The organism is Granulicatella adiacens ATCC 49175 (genome assembly GCF_025150565.1).
GTDB lineage: Bacteria > Bacillota > Bacilli > Lactobacillales > Aerococcaceae > Granulicatella > Granulicatella adiacens.
Genome location: NZ_CP102283.1, coordinates 351603 through 373288, shown reverse-complemented (window position 1 = coordinate 373288; position 21686 = coordinate 351603). Strand labels below are relative to the sequence as shown.

20 protein-coding genes, 1 pseudogene and 1 other annotated feature are annotated in these 21686 nt (G+C 38.5%); of the genes and pseudogenes, 2 read left to right on the top strand and 19 right to left on the bottom strand.

Features of this window, described 5'->3' with window-relative positions; all coding sequences use genetic code 11:
* Positions 1-198: 198 nt before the first annotated feature.
* On the bottom strand, positions 199-1359 hold the full coding sequence (locus NQ540_RS02025; RefSeq protein ID WP_005607370.1) for a hydroxymethylglutaryl-CoA synthase: 1161 nt from the start codon (positions 1357-1359) through the stop codon (positions 199-201).
* Positions 1360-1588: 229 nt separating this feature from the next.
* Here NQ540_RS02025 and NQ540_RS02020 point away from each other — a divergent pair, with 229 nt between their 5' ends.
* Positions 1589-2779: a thiolase family protein gene (locus NQ540_RS02020; protein ID WP_005607372.1), complete on the top strand. Its 1191-nt coding sequence runs from the start codon at positions 1589-1591 to the stop codon at positions 2777-2779.
* A 127-nt stretch (positions 2780-2906) separates the two neighbouring features.
* Here NQ540_RS02020 and NQ540_RS02015 read toward each other — a convergent pair whose 3' ends face one another.
* The gene (locus NQ540_RS02015; RefSeq protein ID WP_156780462.1) at positions 2907-4178 is read right to left on the bottom strand and encodes an Mbeg1-like protein; all 1272 of its coding nucleotides are present in this window, start codon (positions 4176-4178) and stop codon (positions 2907-2909) included.
* Positions 4179-4338: 160 nt separating this feature from the next.
* Between NQ540_RS02015 and NQ540_RS02010 the strand changes: the two genes are divergently transcribed.
* The gene (locus NQ540_RS02010) at positions 4339-5826 is read left to right on the top strand and encodes a DUF1846 domain-containing protein (RefSeq protein WP_005607375.1); all 1488 of its coding nucleotides are present in this window, start codon (positions 4339-4341) and stop codon (positions 5824-5826) included.
* A 531-nt stretch (positions 5827-6357) separates the two neighbouring features.
* On the opposite strand, the gene NQ540_RS02005 is transcribed toward NQ540_RS02010, so the two are convergent.
* From NQ540_RS02005 to NQ540_RS01925, 17 genes and pseudogenes are all read right to left on the bottom strand, one after another.
* Positions 6358-7428, bottom strand: a complete 1071-nt coding sequence (locus NQ540_RS02005; RefSeq protein WP_005607376.1) for an ABC transporter substrate-binding protein — start codon at positions 7426-7428, stop codon at positions 6358-6360.
* Positions 7425-8261 (bottom strand): ABC transporter permease, encoded by an 837-nt coding sequence (locus NQ540_RS02000; RefSeq protein WP_005607378.1) that lies wholly within the window; start codon positions 8259-8261, stop codon positions 7425-7427. Before NQ540_RS02000 ends, NQ540_RS02005 begins: the two co-directional genes overlap by 4 nt.
* Entirely contained in the window at positions 8258-9070 is an 813-nt protein-coding gene (locus tag NQ540_RS01995; protein ID WP_005607380.1) for an ABC transporter permease, read from the bottom strand. Before NQ540_RS01995 ends, NQ540_RS02000 begins: the two co-directional genes overlap by 4 nt.
* Positions 9063-10155, bottom strand: a pseudogene (locus NQ540_RS01990) (ABC transporter ATP-binding protein). The gene NQ540_RS01995 and the pseudogene NQ540_RS01990 overlap by 8 nt, the downstream one beginning before the upstream one ends.
* 22 nt (positions 10156-10177) lie before the next feature.
* Positions 10178-10720 carry a helix-turn-helix domain-containing protein gene (locus NQ540_RS01985; protein ID WP_005607384.1) on the bottom strand — a complete coding sequence of 181 codons (543 nt, stop codon included), beginning with the start codon at positions 10718-10720 and terminating at the stop codon, positions 10178-10180.
* Between the two features lie 248 nt (positions 10721-10968).
* Positions 10969-11811 carry an AraC family transcriptional regulator gene (locus NQ540_RS01980; RefSeq protein ID WP_039849218.1) on the bottom strand — a complete coding sequence of 281 codons (843 nt, stop codon included), beginning with the start codon at positions 11809-11811 and terminating at the stop codon, positions 10969-10971.
* Positions 11812-12416: 605 nt separating this feature from the next.
* On the bottom strand, positions 12417-13949 hold the full coding sequence (locus NQ540_RS01975) for a metal ABC transporter solute-binding protein, Zn/Mn family (RefSeq protein ID WP_005607387.1): 1533 nt from the start codon (positions 13947-13949) through the stop codon (positions 12417-12419).
* A gap of 151 nt (positions 13950-14100) precedes the next feature.
* Positions 14101-14697 carry a type IV toxin-antitoxin system AbiEi family antitoxin domain-containing protein gene (locus NQ540_RS01970; RefSeq protein ID WP_005607389.1) on the bottom strand — a complete coding sequence of 199 codons (597 nt, stop codon included), beginning with the start codon at positions 14695-14697 and terminating at the stop codon, positions 14101-14103.
* Between the two features lie 124 nt (positions 14698-14821).
* On the bottom strand, positions 14822-15547 hold the full coding sequence (locus tag NQ540_RS01965; RefSeq protein WP_005607391.1) for an amino acid ABC transporter ATP-binding protein: 726 nt from the start codon (positions 15545-15547) through the stop codon (positions 14822-14824).
* On the bottom strand, positions 15540-16181 hold the full coding sequence (locus NQ540_RS01960) for an amino acid ABC transporter permease (RefSeq protein WP_005607393.1): 642 nt from the start codon (positions 16179-16181) through the stop codon (positions 15540-15542). Before NQ540_RS01960 ends, NQ540_RS01965 begins: the two co-directional genes overlap by 8 nt.
* Positions 16182-16196: 15 nt before the next feature.
* Entirely contained in the window at positions 16197-17003 is an 807-nt protein-coding gene (locus tag NQ540_RS01955; RefSeq protein WP_005607395.1) for a transporter substrate-binding domain-containing protein, read from the bottom strand.
* 44 nt (positions 17004-17047) lie between these two features.
* Positions 17048-17264 (bottom strand) — a binding site (T-box leader).
* Positions 17265-17343: 79 nt separating this feature from the next.
* On the bottom strand, positions 17344-17742 hold the full coding sequence (locus NQ540_RS01950; protein WP_005607397.1) for a hypothetical protein: 399 nt from the start codon (positions 17740-17742) through the stop codon (positions 17344-17346).
* A 108-nt stretch (positions 17743-17850) separates the two neighbouring features.
* Complete coding sequence (locus NQ540_RS01945) at positions 17851-18801, bottom strand: metal ABC transporter substrate-binding protein (protein ID WP_005607398.1); 951 nt, start codon at positions 18799-18801, stop codon at positions 17851-17853.
* A complete protein-coding gene (locus NQ540_RS01940; RefSeq protein WP_005607400.1) occupies positions 18794-19627 on the bottom strand; it encodes a metal ABC transporter permease in 834 nt (277 codons plus the stop codon). Before NQ540_RS01940 ends, NQ540_RS01945 begins: the two co-directional genes overlap by 8 nt.
* Entirely contained in the window at positions 19620-20354 is a 735-nt protein-coding gene (locus NQ540_RS01935) for a metal ABC transporter ATP-binding protein (protein ID WP_039849219.1), read from the bottom strand. Before NQ540_RS01935 ends, NQ540_RS01940 begins: the two co-directional genes overlap by 8 nt.
* A 207-nt stretch (positions 20355-20561) precedes the next feature.
* Entirely contained in the window at positions 20562-21269 is a 708-nt protein-coding gene (locus NQ540_RS01930) for a glucosamine-6-phosphate deaminase (protein ID WP_005607404.1), read from the bottom strand.
* A gap of 201 nt (positions 21270-21470) precedes the next feature.
* Entirely contained in the window at positions 21471-21593 is a 123-nt protein-coding gene (locus tag NQ540_RS01925) for a hypothetical protein (RefSeq protein WP_005607406.1), read from the bottom strand.
* Positions 21594-21686: the final 93 nt, after the last annotated feature.

The following is a 21686-nucleotide window of genomic DNA, read 5'->3' as shown; positions in this document are numbered from 1 at the left end:
TTTGTACTTTTAAACCAAAAGCCAGCTGTTGAATATACCGCTAAAAACCGCATCATTTCAACGTTTATATTTTACTTTTAATTTTAAAATTCGAAATGTAACATATATGCTACTGTAGCATATATGCTACATTTTTATTTTTGCAGTCTTGCACTCAATAAAAAACCGTAACCTTGGAGGCTACGGTCGGTTGTTTGATTATTTTATAGTATATTGTCTTTCGTGATTTTTAACTCCTGTGAGTGTCACTGGGCTATTGTCTTCACGTGTGAAAGTTTGTTCACCGCTAGAATCGACAACTTCCATAAAGATTTCTTCGTATTCTTCAACGGTTAACATTTTACGGTTTTCAAGCAAAGCCTTATGTTCCGCAATATGCAATTGATTTTCGAATCCTTCAACTAATTCCCCAGCAAAGAATTCCCCAACTGCTCCTGAACCATAGCTAAAGAATCCGATGCGGTCTCCAGCTACTAGCACAGAACTGTTTTCTAATAGCGAAATAAAACTTAGGAATAATGATCCTGTATAAATATTTCCGACATGACGGTTATAAATAGACGCTTCTTGGTATCTTGCCGTGAAACGTTCTCTTTCTTCTTCGCTCATTTCTTCTAAGAACGGTTTGAAAGCTTTCATCCCCATCTTCGTATACGGTAAGTGGAAACAAATGGCCTCGAAGTCCGAAAACTCGCAATGAGTCTTTTCTTGATAGTTCTTCCACACTTCAGAGAAGAAACGGATGTATTGTTCATTTGAAAATTGACCATCTACTAATGGATAGGCTTCATAGTTTGGTCTCCAAAAGTCCATTACGTCATCCGTAAACAAGCTTGTTTCATTGTCTAAAACTAATAAACGTGGTGACTCAGAAACAACCATGGCTACCGCACCAGCTCCTTGAGTAGGTTCTCCACCTGAATTCAATCCATATTTAGCGATATCACTAGCAATGACCAATACTTTTGAAGAAGGGTTTAATGCGATATGCCCTTTTGCTAATTGAAGGGCTGCTGTTGCCCCATAACAAGCGTGCTTTAATTCTACGCTTCGAACACGGTTAGATAACCCTAACATTCGTTGCATATAAACTGCAGCTGATTTCGATTGATCAATTCCCGTTTCTGTTCCAAATAAAATCATATCAATAGATTCGCGGTCAGCATCATCAATAATCGATAAAGCTGCATTTGCGGCTAAAGTCACGATGTCTTGTGTGACTGGAGCTACTGCCATTGTAGACTGTCCAATACCAATCGTGTATTTAGCTGGCTCTACTCCACGAGCAACTGCCAATGTTTCCATATCCAGTGCAGTTGGTGGCACAAAAAAGCCAATCTTATCTATTCCTATATTCATTGTTGTTCTCCTTTACGAAAAAGCCCTAACCACATGTTGGGCTTCTTGTTCTATCTTAGCAACAACTATACTAGCAAAAAATTGCCGTCTGGACAATTGAATTTACTATTTGTTCTATAATTTAAACAATTCTTTACTATTTAGAACGTTTAAAAATTAGGTTTTAGAGGCAAAATCTTATAAAATAGTGGAGATGAAAGTGAATCTACTATAGAAAGGAATCAAAGATATGAACGGAAATGATATTGTCATTGTCAGCGCCACACGGACTGCCATTGGTAAATTCGGAGGTCAATTTGCTACAACCTCTGCGATTGAATTAGGAACAGCGGTAGCAAAATCCGCTATCCAAAAAGCCAAATTATCTCCCGACCAAATTGATACAGTGATTTTCGGAAATGTTTTACAAGCTGGACTTGGCCAAAACCCTGCTCGACAAGTAGGATTAAAAGCAGGTCTACTCCATTCTAGTACAGCCTTAACGGTCAATGAAGTTTGTGGTTCTGGATTAAAAGCCATTATTCTTGCAGCACAATCCCTTCGACTAGGAGATGCTAAAATCGTCTTAGCGGGCGGTATGGAAAATATGAGTTTAGCACCTCATTTATTACAACAACGCTTTGCTCCAAAAAACGGACCAGTTACTTTAGTCGATTCATTATTTAATGATGGGTTAACAGACGCCTATTCAATGGACGCGATGGGCATTACCGCTGAAAACATCGTTGAAAAATACGGATTTACACGCGAAGAACAAGACGCTTTCGCTGTGGCTTCTCAACAAAAAGCTGCTAAAGCACAAGAAGAAGGACATTTCGAGAAGGAAATTACTCCAGTCGCAGTCTTCAATCGCAAGACAAAATCTGACGACTTCAAAGATAGCGATGAATTCACCCGTGCAAACACAACACTGGAAAGTCTTTCTGGATTAAAACCCGCCTTCAAAAAAGACGGAGTGGTTACTGCTGGAAACTCTTCAGGAATCAATGATGGAGCCGCTTGTGTTATCATGACCACTCGCGAATATGCCAAAGAAATGAATCTACCTATTCTAGCAACTCTAAAAGGATATGCAGAAGCAGGTGTAGATCCTGCAATCATGGGGATTGGACCTATTCCAGCTATCGAGAAATTAGTAGCACGCACCCGTATCCCGCTTGAAAAAGTGGATATCTTCGAACTGAACGAAGCCTTTGCGGCACAAAGCATGGCTGTCATTAAAGACTTGAAAATCCCAACTGAAAAAGTAAATCCATTTGGTGGGGCAATTGCACTAGGTCATCCAATCGGTGCTTCTGGTACACGTATTGTTGTCACACTGATCAATGCTCTAGAGCAACTAGATAGTAAACTCGGCATTGCTTCACTTTGTGTGGGCGGCGGCATGGGCGTTGCCATCGCAATTGAACGCGAAAAATAATAGAAACAAAGAGAGCTGCCCAAAAATCACTTATAAGTGAATTTTGAGCAACTCTCTTTCTCTTCTTTTTTCCTTGGAAGAACGAAGAAAAGAAATCAATTTAAAGATTCGAAGTAAAGCTGTAACTTTATTTCTCTTCGTGTTTCTTTTGTTCGTGTCGCTGTTGATAGTATTCTCGAATCTCTTCATTCTCCTGGCTTGCCTGATATGTAATTGAAATCCCTTCTTTTTTCCAATGAATGCTCGTTAAAATATCATCCCAGCTCGGAAATTCGACGTTAAATGTATCCGCAAAACTAATAGAAGCTCTCCATACATCGAAGCGAGTCTGTAGTAAAAGTAACGCTACTCGAGTGAGTAGTTCACGTTTTTCTTCATCCATTTGCCCTGCAGCTTTGAAGAACTCCTGAACATAATGCATAAATTTGCCAAACACATCATTAATCGTATCTAAACCAATCGTAAAAAGAAGCTCGAAGAACACGTCCCAGAACAGTTCTAGTTCTTCATCACTCACTTCTTCAGTCCATTTTTTAAACGTTTGGTCATTTAATTGACTGTTTTTTGTCAGCTGATCCATCGTTACAAATTGTCCATTTTCAATTTCCCATGTCAAAGCGCTATGTTGTAGAGCAGCAAAGGCATTACTTTTAACGATAACATAAGGAATTTCAGATTCCAAAAGTAATCCTACCAAAGCGTCTTGAGGAATGTAACGCATCGCTAACGGAACCACTGCGTGATAGCCTTCCGTTTCTAAAATTGAACGGTGTAATCCTGGAGAATCAAAACAGAAGATTTTCCCTAATCTCGATTGAACTTCTTTCTCTTGGGTAGAGGCAGCGTATAAGGCTAGATTTCCTCCTTTTGAATGTCCTGACAAAAGAATTTCCCCATCAAACAACTTCGCCTGTTGTTCCAAATATTCCTTGGCATCTTTATGCGCTGGAATAATTGGAGAATACGTCATCATAAAGTCCTCTTTCCAACCAATCAACGTTTCATCTGTTCCACGGTAAATCACGATGCGCACGTTGGGCTTGATTTCCACTGTAAATGCAGCGAATTGTTTCGTAATATCTGAGTCCACTTCGCTCTTCATCCCAAAAAACTTAAGGGATTGATATCGTTTCGCTTTTCCAATTTCCTGCGTTAAATCGACTCTTTCTTGCGTAATCATCATCGGATTATCTCTCAATAATCTCTCCGCATTTTCCCCCATATAGTGAGCAATCTCTTCAACCGTTGAAAATTCTTTTCCACTCATATCTGAAGAAACGATTTCTTCTAGAGGTGAATATCCTAATTCCGTTAAGACAAGGGCGTCAATTTCAGAGAAAGGTCTCTCATCAAACGAGTCCTTTCCAAACTCTTGTACATAATCCATCATATTTTTCATTGAATCGTCCTCCATTAATTTGAGTGAGTCCAATACTATTTTACTCTGCCCTTATACCACTTGCAACTCTTTTTCCTATAGGCTTTTTTTGCTGATTTTGTATAGAATTCCCCCTCCTTTTTATGCTATACTACTGAAATGAATTGAAGGGGGTTGTCGTATGAAATTAGGATTTGATAGTGAGAAATATCTAGAAGAACAAAGTCAGTTCATTCTTCAACGGGTGAATGCCTATGACAAATTATATTTGGAATTTGGTGGCAAACTAATTGGTGATTTCCATGCAATGCGAGTATTACCTGGATTTGACCCAGACGGAAAAATCAAATTACTCCACCGCCTAAGAGACAAAGCAGAGATTATCATCTGTGTATACGCTGGTGATATTGAACAAAACAAGATTCGCGGTGACCTTGGAATCACTTATGATCAAGATGTTCTACGCTTAATGGACGACCTACACTATTGGAACCTCAAAATCAATAGTGTCCTCATCACACGATACACAGGGCAACCTGCTGCTACTCAATTTAAAAACTCCCTTGAGCGACGTGGTATCAAAGTGTATACGCATGGCTACACAGAAGGGTATCCTATGGACGTGGAAACCATCGTGAGTGACGCAGGATATGGCGCAAATGAATTTATCGAAACAACACGTCCTCTTGTCGTCGTAACAGCTCCTGGTGCTAACAGTGGAAAACTAGCAACCTGCTTAAGCCAGCTTTATCACGAAACCAAACGCGGTCGCCGTGCAGGATACTCTAAATTTGAAACCTTCCCTGTATGGAATTTACCGCTCAACCACCCTGTTAACGTGGCGTATGAAGCAGCTACTGCCGACTTAGAAGATGTGAATATGATTGACACTTTCCACCTTGCGCATTACGGCGAAACAACGGTGAACTACAACCGAGATATTGAAGCATTCCCTCTATTACGTCGTATTTTGACGAAGATTTACGGTGACGCTCCAATCCCTTACAACTCTCCAACAGATATGGGCGTGAATCGCGTTGGATTTGCTATCACTGATGATGAAGTCGTTCGCGAAGCTTCTAATCAAGAAATTATTCGCCGTTACTATGCCGGTCAATGCGACTACAAACGGGGTATTGGAACTTTAGAAGCGGCTCAGCGCGGTAAATATATTATGGAAGAATGTGGCCTTTCTGCAAAGGATCGACCCGTCGTAGCTGTTGCCCTTGAAAAAGAGAAAGAAGTCAACACTCCGGTCGTTTCACTCCAATTACCAACTGGAAAAATTATTACAGGTAGACAAACAGACACGATGACTGCTAGCGCTGCTTGCTTACTCAACTGTATTAAAGAACTCGCAGAAATCGGAGACTCTATCCATCTCCTACCTCCAGTGATTTTAAACGCCATTGGCCAACTCGGACAAGACATCCTCAAACACCAACGCCGTTCGCTAGACAGTAAGGAAGTTCTCATTGCGTTAAGCATTTCTGCTGTAACTAACCCTGCTGCAGAAGCTGCAAAAAATCAATTACAAAACTTACGCAACTTACAAGCACATAGTACGGTCATCTTGCAAAAAGCTGACGAAGAAACCTTCCGAAACCTCGGAGTTATGGTCACTTGCGAACCAAAATTCGCCGGCACAAATCTTTATTACACAAACTAGCCTAAGCCCTCGTCCATTTGGACGAGGACTTTTTTGTTGGCACAATCATTATCCTAGCACCCTTCCCAGCACTTCACCGGTTCCCCTAGCTATCCCTAAGACCTATTAGCCTTTCCAACACCTCTTTTCAGAAGCAGAATCCTAAAATTCCGCACACTCTCTCTTTTTCATAAAAACCTTCGTTCCATTGAAATTCTCCTTTTAGGATTAGTTTCTATTTCAAAAAATCTATAAAAACGAAGAACTCCCCGGATTCTATGATAGTAATAATAGCGAGTGTAATCGATACGAATTAGTGACTCTAGAAATTTATTTCTTAGAGTCACTTTGAGGCTCGATAGGTGATGAGACGTAAGGCTCACACCGGTACAGCTATTATCACTATCATGAAGATATCCGAGGAGAGTTCGTAGTTTTTATAACTTTTTGATACTCCTAACTTATTTCTCTGCACAAGAATTTCAACGGAACGAAGTTCCTCATTTATTATTTTTATGCACAAAAAAAGTCGAGAGCGTGTCTCGACTTTTCTTAGTTTCTAAAGATTTTGGCTTCTAAGAAGAAATCGTTGTAAAGGCCTAATAGGTCGGTTCCTAAGTTTTCGTAAACCTCCATCTTACTCATCGCCTCTTCTGTCGGATAAAAACTCTCATCCGAAGTAATATCTTCCGGCAATAATGCTAGCGCATCTTTATTTGGAGTGGCATATCCTACATATTTCGCATTTTGAGCCGCCACCTCGGGACGCAACATGAAGTTGATAAACGCATAGGCGCCTTCCTTATTACCCACTGTTTTTGGAATGACAATATTATCAAACCATAAATTCGTTCCTTCGCTTGGAACTACGTAGGCGAGGTTTTCGTTTTCACTCATCATTTTGGATGCCTCTCCTGAGAACGTCACCGCAATATTTGCTTCTTCTTGAATCATATATGTCTTCATTTCATCCGCAATAATGGCTTTTGCATTTGGCATTAAAGTCTTTAGGAACTTACCTGCCTCTTTCACAATGGTTTCATCTTTTTCGTTTAAAGAGTACCCTTGTGTTTGAAGTGCGATTCCCATCATTTCACGAGCACCGTCAATGAATAAAATCGAATCTTTAAATTCTTCCTTCCATAAATCTCTCCACTCACTAATGGTTCCTTCTGGATAGACATTTTTATTGTATACAATCCCTAGAGTTCCCCAGAAATAAGGAATACTATACGTATTATCTGGGTCAAAAGACTGATGAAGGAAACGTGGATCAATATGTTCGATGCCTTTGATTTTTGAATAATCTAATTTCTCTAATAAATTCTCTTGGACCATTTTATGAATCGTATATTCACTTGGAATAGCGACATCATAATTTGTTCCACCTTGCTTAATCTTGGTTAACATGGCTTCGTTCGAATCAAAGGTTTCATAGATAACTTTATATCCTGTTTCCTCTTCGAATTGAGCAATCAATTCTGGATCAATATAGTCTCCCCAGTTATAAACGATAATTGTTTCTGGGCTTCCAGCTGTCGCAGTTTCAAAGTTCTTACGAACTCCAAACAGCACAAGACAAGAAACTAAAATCGCTCCGATTAAGATCGTTAGTCGCTTCATAATGTGACTCCTTTCAATAAGTCACTCTCTGCATTCTTCCCATTTAATCGTTTTTGTTGGAACTTCTGAATGAAGTAATAGCCAATTACAAGAGATAAGGAGAATAGGAACATCAATGTACTTAAAGCATTGATTTCTAAACTAATCCCTTGACGTGCACGTGAGTAGATTTCAACGGCAATCGTTGAGAATCCATTCCCCGTTACGAAGAATGTCACTGCAAAGTCATCTAGCGAATACGTGAAGGCCATAAAGAATCCACTCAAAATTCCTGGTGTAATCGATGGCAATACGATGCGTGTTAACACTTGAGAACTGGTTGCTCCTAAGTCACGAGCAGCCGTAATCATTGATGGATTCATTTCAGATAATTTTGGTAAAACCATTAACACGACAATTGGAATGTTAAAGGCGATATGCGCAAGTAATACAGACATAAATCCGAGTTTAAATCCTACAACTGTGAATAGAATCAATAAACTTGCCCCGATAATAACATCTGGCGATACCATCAAAATATTGTTAAATCCTAATAGTACTTGCTTACGACGGTTTGAACGGATGTAATGGATCATGATGGCTCCAAGCGTTCCAATCACTGTCGCAATGAGTGATGATAATAGCGCAAGAATCAGTGTATCGAGCACAATCCCGATTAAACGCGTATCCGCTAGAACTGCTTCATAATGCTTGAAAGTAAACTCTTCAAAACCATTCATGCTTCCAGCACTGTTAAAGGAGTAAAAAATCAAGTAAAAAATAGGCGCATATAAGACGACAAATACAAACACTAAGTAGAGATTACTCCACTTGTTATTATTTTCTAATTTCATTCGGATACGCCTCCTTTTTTACGATCTCTTGTCACAAACATTAAAATAATCATCGCTACGATTAATACCACGCCGATGGTTGAACCCATTCCCCAGTTTTGCGTTACGAGGAAGTGTTGCTCAACGGCTGTACCCAGTGTAATCACGCGGTTTCCTCCAATTAAACGAGTCAACATGAAGAGTGAAAGTGATGGGATAAATACAGCTTGTACACCACTTCGAACCCCATTCATTGTTAATGGGAAAATCACACGTCTGAAAGTATCCCATTTCGTCGCTCCTAAGTCACGGCTTGCCGCAATCAGAGAACCTGGCAATTCTTCAATAGAGTTGAAGATTGGCAAAATCATAAATGGTAACTCGATGTACGCTGCTACCGTTAAGAAACTGAAGTCTGTAAACAAGAACTCTTGTGGTGCAATTCCAAATAAGGAAAGGAATTGGTTAACTGTTCCTGTTTGACTAAAGATTCCAATAAATGCATAGGCTTTTAATAAGAGGTTAACCCATGTAGGCAAAATAATTAATAAGAGCCATAATTGTTTATGTTTTGTACGACTAAGGAAAAGCGCTGTTGGATAACTAATTAGCAATGTCACTAGAGTGACTAGAAATGCATACCAAACAGAATTGAACGTCATTTCTAAATAGTTCCCTGACGCAAAATAGTTCGTGTAGTTTCCAAGCGTTACTTGTCCATTGATGTCGAAAAATGATTTATAAAAAATCATTCCAAGTGGTGTTACTACGAATAATAACAACCAAATAAAGTATGGAATGGAAAATATGAAACGGGATTGTTTAGTCATTTTCTTCTACCTCGTCTTCGTAGCTTTCTAGACGAGCATCGAAGTCTTCTTCACTTTCTCCAAAACGCATTACGTGGATGTCTTGTGGTTCAAAGTATAAGCCCACTTTAGATCCTACTTCTGCTTTACGAGTAGAGTGAATCATCCATTCATTGCCATTTTCGTCATAGCAGATGATTTCGTAGTGAACCCCGCGGAATAATTGAGTATCTACTTCAACCGTTAATTTCCCTTTTTCAATTGTCGTTAACGCTAAATCTTCTGGACGAATCACGATTTCAACTTTTTCATTTGGACGCATTCCGGCATCGGCACACTCGAATTCTTTTCCAACGAATTCTACAAGGTAGTCTTCCTTCATGACCCCATCAACGATATTACTTTCACCGATGAAGTCCGCAACGAAACGGTTAATTGGCTCATCGTAAATATCGACTGGTGTTCCTGATTGAATAACTTCCCCTTTACTCATTACTCATCGCTAACGCTTCTTCTTGGTCATGCGTTACGAAGATAAATGTGATTCCTAAACGTTGTTGTAATTCACGAAGTTCATATTGCATGTCTGTACGAAGCTTTAAGTCTAACGCTGATAATGGCTCATCAAGTAGAAGTACTTCTGGTTCATTAACAAGCGCACGGGCGATAGCCACACGTTGTTGTTGTCCACCAGACATTTGTGAGATTTCACGGTTTTCATAGCCAGATAATTGCACCATTTTCAATGCTTCCGCCACTTTTTCTTTAATGATATTTTCTGGTGTTTTCTTTAAACGTAAGCCAAACGCGATATTTTCGAACACATTCATATGTGGGAATAATGCGTAGTCTTGGAAAACAGTGTTCACTTTACGTTTGTTAGGTGGAAGTTTTGTAACGTCCTCCCCATTTAAAGTTACTTTTCCGTTTGATACATCTGTAAATCCAGCAATGATACGTAAGATTGTTGTTTTACCGCATCCTGAAGGCCCTAGTAATGTATAGAATTTTCCTTTTTCGATTTCGAAATTAATATTTTTTAATACATGAGTATCCTCATAAAATTTGTTCACATTCTCAAATGAGATAATGGTGTTGTTTGACATTGCTAGCACCTAACTTTCTTTATTATAAATAGGAATCTGTTGCCACGACTAACACTTTAGAAGTCGTTTTACCGGCATTACTAATTTGATGTTTGGCTTTTGCCTCGAAATAGAACGATTCTCCCTTAGAAACTATTTCGACTTGTTTTCCGACTTTGACTTGAATGGAACCTTCAAGTACATACCCAAATGTCTCTGACAGTGACGGTTGGAATGTTTTATACGCTCCCCCAACTTGAAACTCCAGAATCACGGGTTCCATCTCATGCTCATTCGAATCAGGGTTGAGCCATGTCACCGTTGTATGGTGTTTAGCATCTTCCATCATCGTCATATCTTCCTCACGGTAAATCGTGAGTGCTTCTTCAGGACCTTCATCAAAAAAATCTGCAGCAGGGCATCCTAATACTTCTAATATATCGAAGAATGTATCCATGGATGGCGAGCTCAAATCATTTTCTAATTGCGAAATGTATCCCTTTGACAAATCTGTTCTCTCCGCTAACTCTTCTTGCGTTAAACCCTTTTGAATTCGCAAGGCACGCAGTTGATGTCCGATTTCCATTGTCTTCTCCTTTTAAACTAATTGTTTACTAACACAAAGAGTATTATACATTAAGTTTAGTAATAGTCAACCGAAAGAACCTGAAAAAACAGATTTTTTTAGAAGTTTTATTTAGCTTAAGATTGCTATTTTGGCAGATATTTATTAGGGGAGATAAAGAGCCCAATTATCATATATGATAATTTTATAGAAAATAAAAAAATCAAAATTAACTTAAAAGTTAATTTTGATTTTTCTTTTTATTCATTTTAAGCTCTTACAATCGGAATCCACAATTCCATTTTATAATCAGGACTCGCCATATCTCCTTCATAATAATATTCAAAGTCCGGAGCTCCTGAATGCATATAACCGTGCTCTGGCATAAAGACCTCCATTGCGTATTTCCATCCTTGATGAATACACTCTGGAACCGGACCTGTTAGTTCAATAATCGCATACTCTGCTTCTGGAACCTCAATAATGTCGAGACCAAGCTCCTCTGCTTTTTTTGAATCTGTAATCACATATCCCGCTAAATAATTAATCTCGCTTGGATCTTGAACATCATGACACATCCCTACACTCTCTCCAGTTCCAATCTTAGCTAATTGTTCATGAGAGTATCTTGAATAGAACTCTCCCCATACACTTGGGCAAAGCGACGAATTGATGTTTTGTTTATTCAGACCTGCCACCGTAAAGGCTTTTTTGTTTTCTATTTTGATATTCATACTTCTTCCTCCTTTGACACTCAATGCCAATTGCAATCGTGAAACAATTTTGAACGGTTTCCCATGTCGTACTTCTGAAGGAGAAAATCCATGAAAATTTTTGAATGCCGCTCCAAATGAGTCTGAAGTTTCATAACCAAATCTAAATGCAATATCTATAATTTTTTCATTAGAATCTCGTAACACAATCGCAGCTTCTGTTAATCTCCTACTTCTAAGATAATCAGAGAGCGTGGTCTGCGTTAGGATTGAAAATAGCCGGCTAAACATTGGATAAGAGTATCCCGATAAGGTTAAAATTCTCTTTTCATCAATATCTTCTTCTAGAACGGTCTCAAGATAATCAATGGTTCGATTAAAAGAATGCATCATATTCATCTTCATTCCTCCTTCAACATTATTCTAAACCTTTCTTTTTAAACATACCCTATATTTTTTGTACAAACTATCACTGGATTTGTTACTTCTATTATTTTCAATCATATTATACTAAATCATTGAGCAGGAAAATAGTAGACCGTCTGTATAAACCAAAAGGGATTCGACATGCGAATCCCTTTTGGTTTTGATGAAGTTAAACTTGGGTGCGACCACTCACCCTCACATCCTGTTTAGTTGAGTTCGGGCTCGTAGCTTTCGCGTTCCTTTCCGATAATTATCCGCACGTCCTTTTAGGACGCTTGCGTTAATTTCGGTAAAGGGTCGAAAGCTGACCACTCGCCCTCACATCCTGTTTTTAGTTGAGTTCGTCTTCGCAGAAATCGCGTCCACTTCCCAAACCATACGCACATCGTTTTTACGATGCTTGCGTTGGTTTGGTCCAGTGGTCGATTTCTAACCGCGAAGACTCACATCCTGTTTAGTCGATCTCGCAATCGCAGAAATGGCGTGCGTTTCCCGAAACATCCGCAGAACGTTTCACGTTCCTTCCGGTGTTCCGGTCCAACGTTCCATTTCTGAACGCGATTGCTCGCATCCTGTTTTTAATGAGCTAGCATTTCTTGTGCGATTTCTAATCCGCTTAGTTTTGTTGGGTAGTATGTTGGCCAGTTATCCATTTCTTCTAATAGTTTTTCTTGGCTTTCATTTCCCATGAAGATGTGGAAGTGCTCAGCTTTTACTGGAGCGATGTTATGGTCACTAAACTGAACGTATTTTGGTGCACCTTCTACAGGTGTTACTGCTTCAAATAAGAAACGAACTCCGCGATTTCCTTTTTTATAAGTAAGAATCTTATAGCCAACATATTTATATTCAGCTTTGACCGTTGTTCCGTCTTCTTTTTTGAATTCCATTGTTTTATCAGTGATATTGATATTCGTGATATCTGATTTATATCCCTTAGTATAGTAGTCTTTGAATTCTTCTTTTGTCATTGTCTTTTTCAATTTTGCTTTATAATCAAAGACTTGGTCTAAAGTTCCATCGACTAAATAAGGATAAACAGATTGCCATTCCCCTGCATAATCCGATAATGTACGATCTTTCACGGCACTATCTTCAAAGTATCCATTATGAACTGTCTTGTTATCTGTCGTTTTTTCAGGTTGGATGTCTTTTCCTGGTTGATCTGTTGTTTTCTTCAAGGCTGCAAGATTTTCGCGCATTACTGAAATATAGTCTTCGCCTTTATCCATTTGCTCTTTCGTAAGAGACTCAATTGGATTTAAGACCGCAAGCTCAACACCTGTCTCATCGGCTAATGTTTTCGCAATTTTCTCAGATGCATTCTCTTCGAAGTAAATCACTTTAATGTCATTTTCTTTAACATATTTTGTTAATTCTGCTAGACGTGAAGCACTTGGTTCAGCTTCAGGTGAAATTCCTGTAATTCCGACTTGGTTGAGATTGTAATCTAATGCTAAATAACGGAACGCCGTATGTTGTGTCACAAAATTCTTTTGTTTCGCATCTTTAAATGCATTTGTGTAGTCATTATGCAGTGCTGTTAATTTTTCAATATACGCATTGGCATTCTTTTCAAATACTTCTTTACGATCTGGGAAAGCTTCGACTAATTGTTTTGTAATGGTTTGAACCATTTTAATCGCGCGTTCTGGAGATAACCACACATGCGGATCATATTCATGACTATGGCCTTCTTCCGAATGGTCATGATCATGTTCTTCTTCCTCTCCACCTGGTAGTAATACCATATCTTTTGTTGCACTAATTGGTTTTACTTTACTATCAGAGAGTGTCTTTAATACGGTTGGAATCCATGTTTCCATATATTCACTGTCATAAACTAGCGCATCCGCTTCACTCATTTTCGCAATTTCTTTGGCAGAAGGCTCGTAATCATGAGGTTCTACCCCTGCTCCAATCACTAGAGATACGTCTGCTTCATCCCCAACAATATTTTTGGTAAAGTCATAGATTGGATAAAACGTTGTTGAAATTTTTAGTTTTCCTTGTTTGGTTTGACTACTTGAAGTGTTTGAATTATTCGTAGCGCATCCAGCCACAACCAGTAAAAACAACATCAGAAATCCAATAAAGGTCGTTTTTTTCATGATAATTTCTGTCCCCTTTTCTTAAATCGTAATTCTTACGTTTTGTATTGTAGCACCTCACGAGATTCATTGCAAGGATTATTTTCTGAAAATGATTCGAGTGAAACGAACGCATCATATACTAATCAATTATGAGTAGCATTTTTGAACTTCACGATAACACCTCGATATATGAATAAATTTTATCGGTGACTTTAAATAGCTTTGCATAATGCATCAATTTTTGATAGTTTACCGAGTACTTTTGGAAGTATATTTTGAACGCTTGTGCAATCAATTGGACATCCATTTTATATACTGGACGTAAACACTCTACTAAAGTTCTTTCTATTTCATATATACGTATTCGTTGTCCTTTTTGACGTTCGATTTCTACAATGCCCACATCAAAATTTGTTCGAGTCACAACAGGTTTCACTTCTTGTGATTGTTTAATAACCGAAGTGTTCACTCCGTACGGAAACATCATCGTTTTATCAAATGGCACTGTTAGAGACAATCCATGTAACCACAATGCTGTATCAAGTGCATATATGCCTTTTGGATTTCTTAATTGTACTAAATACCAGTCATCCATATAATAATCTGCCATCCCATACAAACCATTTCCGAGAGGTTCTAGTACCTGTTGCACAATCATTTTCCGATATGTACGGTAGCTTAACCCGGCTTCTTTTACTTCACGATAAGATAGAATGCCATTATTCTTTTTTAAATACTCCAGAATTTCTTTTTGCTTTGGATTCATTCTTTCATCTCCTAAAACGTAAACATTTTACTAACAGGTTGTAATAATGTTAGCAAAATGTTTACCTTTTTTCAACCCACAAAAAAGCCTTATCCACATCATCGCAGATAAGACTTCTCCTCTATTAGATTAATACTTTCGATAAGAACGATTGTGTCCGTTCCATTTGTGGATGTTCTAGGACCTCTTTTGGATGACCTTCTTCTACAATCACACCACCGTCCATGAAGATTAGACGCGTTCCTACTTCACGGGCAAATCCCATTTCGTGCGTTACGACAACCATGGTCATACCGCCTGCTGCGAGTTCCTTCATCACGCCTAGCACTTCACCGACCATCTCTGGGTCTAGCGCTGAAGTAGGTTCATCAAATAAGAGCACATCCGGTTCCATCGCAAGCGAACGTGCGATTGCGATTCTTTGTTTTTGTCCCCCAGATAAGGAGTTCGGATACACATCCGCTTTATCGGCTAGGCCCATTTTCTCCAGAAGCTCGTGCGCTTTTTGTTCCGCGACTGCTTTGTCGACTTTCTTCAATTGGATGGGTCCAATCGTGATATTTTCTAATACGGTTAAATGCGGGAATAAATTGAAATGCTGGAATACCATTCCTAAGTGTTGGCGTACTCTATCGAGGTCCACCCCTTTTCCATTGATGCATTGGTCTTTGAAGAACACCTTCCCGCTAGTGGGCTCTTCTAATAAATTTAGGCAACGTAAGAAAGTGGATTTTCCTGATCCAGAAGGCCCGATAATCACGAGCACTTCTCCTTGTTCGATATGGGTTGTAATCCCATTTAAAACTTGCTTGTCACCATATTGTTTTTTAATCGATTCTGTTCTAATCACTGGCTTGTAACTTCCTTTCTAGTTTGTCCATAAAGAATGCTATCGTCGTTGTCATGACAAAGTATAAGAACGCCGTCATTAATAATGGGATGAACACCGTAAAGGTTGCCCCACGAACCGTATCCGAGCTGTACATCAAATCATGAATCCCGATTAGAGATACGATGGAGGTTTCTTTAATTAAGGTTGCAAATTCATTCCCAATGGCTGGTAAAATATTCTTCATCGCTTGTGGCAAGATAATTTGGCGCATCGCCATTCCTTTCGGCATCCCCATCGAACGAGCGGCTTCCATTTGTCCTTTATCCACTGATTGAATCCCACTACGGATAATCTCCGCGATATAAGCTGTTGTATTTACGGATACCGCGATGACTCCTGATAAGAAATCATTTAAATCAAGAATGGTCGCTAGTCCAAAATAGACTAAGTACAATTGAACTAATAGAGGAGTTCCACGAATAATATCAATGTACACTTTCGCTGCATTCGATAAAACCTTATGAGAACTCAAACGAGCAAGAGCCATTAGAGTCCCACAGCCAACCCCTACTACGACTGAGAAAAACGAAAGCAAAATCGTTGTTGTCGCCCCTTCTATAAACAGAGGCCAATATTTGATGATTAATTCCATATTTTTTCCTTCTTTCTATTCAGACATTAAATTCGTATTGCGAATAATCGATTCTTTCAGTTTTCCTGAGGCTTCCAATGCATCGAGTACCTCTTGAACTTTTTTAAGGAAGACTTCATTCCCTTTTTGTGCGACTGCCGCAGTTCCCGCATCTTCACTTGGAATCTCAACAGAAGCCACTGTCAAGTCACTATTTGCTTTCACAAATTCATCAGCCGCAATATTATCCATAATCACAGCGTCTAGTTTTCCTTGTTGAAGTGCTAAAATCAAAGTAGGATTCTTTGGTTGAGAGGTCAAATTGGCACCCGTTAATGTATCCTTCACGATTCCCTCTTGCGAAGTTCCTTTTTGAGCTCCAACATTTGCTCCATCGAAAGCATCAATCGTTGTATATTTATCCGCATCCGTCTTCTTCACAACAGCGACCATATGGGAATCATAGTAAATATTAGAGAACGCCACTTCCTTACTTCGCTCCTCAGTAGGGGTAATTCCAGCGAGAACTAAATCTACTTTTCCAGCTTTCATCGCCGCAATTAAGAAATTAAATTCCATTTCTCTAATTTCCACTTCTACTCCTAAAGCTTCCCCGAGCGCGTTAGCAATATCGATATCAATTCCCACTACGGAATCTTTACCATCTTTCACATAATGCCATTCAAAAGGGGGATAGTCAGCGGTCGTCCCGATAACAATTTTCTTCTTCGTATAAATTCTATCTAATACTGCTGACCCTGTACTATTTTCTATTGTTGGTTGTTGGGTACATGCTGCCAGTAAGCCCATTACTAACATAAGCATTGCGATAATCTTCTTCATTTGAAACCTCCTTATAAAATAAAAACGCCCCTTATGCTAAACGCATAAGAGACGATGTCTGTCGTGGTACCACTCTAAATTTGACGGGGAATTGCTTCCCGATCCTTTTGCTTGATAACGCATGTCCTGCGAAGATAGATACTAATTTCTCCATCTTTTCTACAAAGTGCGCTTCCAAAATTTCTAATCCGATGAGCTTCCACTCTACCTCATCTCGCTTTCGACGCCAAAATTCTGTACTCTCTTTGTCAATGAATTTAAGTATTTAAGTTGTTTTGTATTTTAGACCTATTTTTTTGGATTGTCAATTGAAAAATGAGAAAATCATTAAAATATGGTTTTATTTTCTTTCATGCTCCCTACTCGTCTCAATCTTTTCTTGCAATTTCCACCCAATCACCCAACCAATGACAAGCATATAGTTTTCAATTGCCCCAACGAGATTGACGAAGGTAGCTCCCTCCAAATAAGCAAGAAGATGATTCGTACCAATCCCTATTCCGCCGACTATTAGTGCTCCTAAAACGACTCTTAAATAAAACCAATCATACTTAACATTAACGGCGACTAAAATTATCAAAACTGCCAAATTCCAAAATCCAATTTCTCGTTGCCAACCAACTGCAACTCCGTATCCCGAGTGAGCCCCCATCACTTCTGGAAAGAAAATTTGATAAATCATCGCGCCTCCCATCGCTACTAATAGTATTATAAACAGTACTCTTAAAAATTTGTTCATCTTCCTCACCTCGTCATTCTTTGCTTGATTTTTATCTGATTTTCAAAATAAAAGAGCCCCCAGATTCTATCCAACGAATCGAATAGAAATCTAAGAAGCTCTTCTTGATTATTTGCTTAAACCTTCGATAATTTTATCTAGGTTCCATTTCATCATGCTGTAGTAGCTGTCTCCATCTTTTCCTGCTTCTGCAATAGAGTCAGTGAAGATTGTTGAGAAAATTGGTAGACCAGTTTCTTGAGAAACAGTCTTCATTGGACGGTCATCCACACTACTTTCTACGAATAATGATGGAACTTTTGACGCACGTAATTGACGTACTAAGTTTGCGATTTGTTCTGGAGTTCCTTCTTCTTCTGTGTTGATTTCCCAGATATACGCTGATTTAATATCATAAGCTTTAGAGAAGTACTTGAAGCAGCCTTCACTTGTTACGATTAAACGTTTTTCTTCAGGAATTTTTGCGATACGTTGTTTAGCATCTTTATCTAACGCTTCTAGCTTTTCAACATAAGCTGCTAAATTCTTTTCATATGTTTCTTTGTTCTTTGGATCTTTTGCAATTAATTGTTTTGCAATGTTTTTAGCATAAATCACACCATTTTCGATATTTAACCATGCATGAGGGTCTTCTTTACCTTTTTCATTTTCCCCTTCAAGATAAATTACATCAACACCATCACTTACTGCAAAATAGTCTTTATCTGCAACTTTACCTGCATTTTTAACCATTTTTGTAAACCATGCATCTTCAGCATTTTCTAAGTTAATTCCATTATAGAAAATCAAGTCTGCTTTTTGAACCTTTTGAACATCTTCTGGTAATGGTTCATACTCGTGTGGGTCTTGCCCTACTGGAACGATACTATGTAAATCCACTAAATCTCCAGCGATATTTTTTGTCATATCATAAATAATAGAGTTTGTTGTCACTACTTGTATTTTTTTGTTTTCTGCCGTTGCAGATGTCGTTTGAGAACTATTCTCTTTACCAGTAGCGCATCCTGCAATCCCTAAGACAACAAGAGTAGCTACTAAAAGTTTCTTTATACTATTCATGAGATTTCCTTCTTTCTCTTTGTTTTGGTGAAATAATAAAGCTTACGACAAAAAGTGCTGCTGCTGTTAATACGATGGTTGACCCAATAGCGATGTTAAACGTATATCCAATAAACAATCCTAATATGGATGATAATGAACCAAATATCGCGGCTAAAATCAGCATTATTTTTAGACGATTTGAATATAAATACGCTGTTGCTGCAGGGGTAATTAGTAGTGCCACAATCATGACTGTCCCTACACTTTGCATTGCCGTAATGGATACTAGTGCTAATAGGAACATCAATAAGTAATGATAAAACTGTACGTTCATCCCTGTAGATTGAGCGAAAACTGGATCAAAACTCGTTACTTGTAATTCTTTAAAATACGCTAAAATAACGACGACTACAATCACGCTCACCACCAATGTAATGAGTAAATCAATATCTTGTACGGCTAAAATATTCCCGAATAAAATATGGAATAAGTCTGTTGAACTCTTCGCCACACCAATCAAAATAACTCCCAACGCTAAAAACGAACTAAAAGTAATCCCAATAGCGGTATCGCCTTTGATAGTACTATTTTGATTCACAAACGCAATTAGGAATGATGCTAATAACCCGAACACGAGGGCTCCGATAAAGAAGTTAATGCCTAAAATATACGACAACGCTACACCCGGTAATACCGCGTGAGAGATAGCGTCCCCCATTAATGACATTCCTCTTAGAATGATGAAGCATCCTAAAATTCCGGCAACCGCACCAATCACGACTGCTGAAACAAACGCATTTTGTAGGAAATGGAATTCCATTAATCCTTCAAAGAAATTATGCATGCTGCTCACCCCCTTGTGGAATATACACACTACCGCCGTATACATCATCTAAGTATTTCTTAATGAATACGTCTTCTGTTTTCCCAGAGGCTACAATCGCGTGTTTGACAAGAATCACCTGGTCAAAGTATTCTTTCACCTTCGATAAGTCATGGTTGACCATTAAAATAGTCTTTCCTTCCTCTTTCCATTTACGGATAATCGTCATAATGACTTTCTCACTAAGCATATCAATCCCTACAAATGGTTCATCAAGGAAAATATATTGTGCTTCTTGAACCATACAACGTGCTAATAATACACGTTGGAATTGACCACCAGAAAGAGCCCCGATTTGGCGAGATGCTAAATCAGTTAATCCCACTTCTTCAATGGCTGCATCGACCTTTTCCCAATCTTCTTTCGTCAATCGTTGCAATGGTTTCTTTTTAACAGTTCTTCCTAAAGCAACACACTCACGAATAGTGATTGGAAATGTAAAGTCAATCTGACTCTTTTGTTCGACATAGGCGATTTTTTGTAATACTTTTTTTGTGGGTTCTCCATCAATCAGAATTTCTCCTGATGATTGAATCAGTCCTAATATTGCTTTTAATAATGTTGATTTACCTGCACCATTTGGCCCGATAATCCCGGTAATAGAGGGTCCTTCAATGGTTGCATTACAATCTTTTAACACATGTGGTTGCATCGCGTATGATACCCCAATATTTTTAATCGTAATCAATGAATTCATCCTCTCAATTTATGTAGATTCTATATTTATTAGGTTACCCTAAAAAAATAATTTCGTCAAGTGTTTTTTTAGGTTTACCAAAAATTTTTCAGAAAATTTATGAAAACAAGCCTTTACCCCTTAAATCAGCTGATTATCTCTCTTTTAAAAGCGCAAAAAGGCGCCTTCCGTTGCCCGGAAGACACCCTATCAAACTCTTTATTTTGTTAATAATGCTGCAGCTGCTTCATCACAAATCACAGTCACTTTTGGATGTTTTTGTAAGATACTTGCTGGAACCTCTTCTGTAATTGGGCCTTCTACTAAGCCTTTAATCGCATGAATTTTCTTAGGTCCGAATGCAATTAATACAATTTCTTTTGCATCCATAATTGATTGTAAGCCCATTGAGTAAGCATAGCGTGGCACATCTTCTTCCTTTTCGAAGAAGCGTTTGTTCGCCTCAATCGTTGACTCTGTTAAATGAACTTTGTGCGTACGTTGAGTGAATGGTGTTCCTGGTTCATTGAATCCAATATGTGCGTTACTTCCAATTCCCAATAATTGTAAGTCCACTGGATTTTCTTGAAGAATGCGTTCATAGCGTTCTACTTCCGCATCGACATCTTTGGCTAATCCATCTGGTAAATAGCTATGTTTGAATGGTTTTGCATCGAATAATTGCTCTTTCATAAAATAATGATAGCTATGTTCATCTGTTGGCGCTAATCCCACATACTCATCTAAGTTTACTGACACTCGATCTGAAAAATCTAAATCACTATTTCTTAATAATTCATATAACCCAATTGGACTTGATCCAGTTGCCAACCCAAATACTTGCGCCCCTTCATTATAGGCACGTTTAAACACCTCGAAAGCTGCTTTTGCTCCCTCTTCTTGAGTTTTTACAACTATAACTTCCATATTACTACCTCCCTGAATTCCCTTTCATAAGGGATTAAAAAAAATACTTGAACGATTGCTCACCTTCTATTCTAACAAAAATTCAGACTTGTTTAAATACCTAAATTCATTTTAGTTTATAAAATCTTCCCTATCTTACCGTAGAAATTCCTCTTTACGATAAAAAGAGGAGAGTTTCCTCTCCTCACTTTTTGAAACATCCTACAAGCGGTTCCCTCTCTCAAGCTCATGACGAACCGCTAATCGAACGACCCAGTAACAAGCGTAGATAAAGACTCCTGCTAGTACGATTCCTCCAAGAATCACTGGTAATCCTACATCCATATAGAGCACCTCCAATGAGACTCAAACCTTTTAAAACCGACAACTTTACATGTTTAACATAGCACTTTTCAACATAAAGTCAATAGGTGTTCT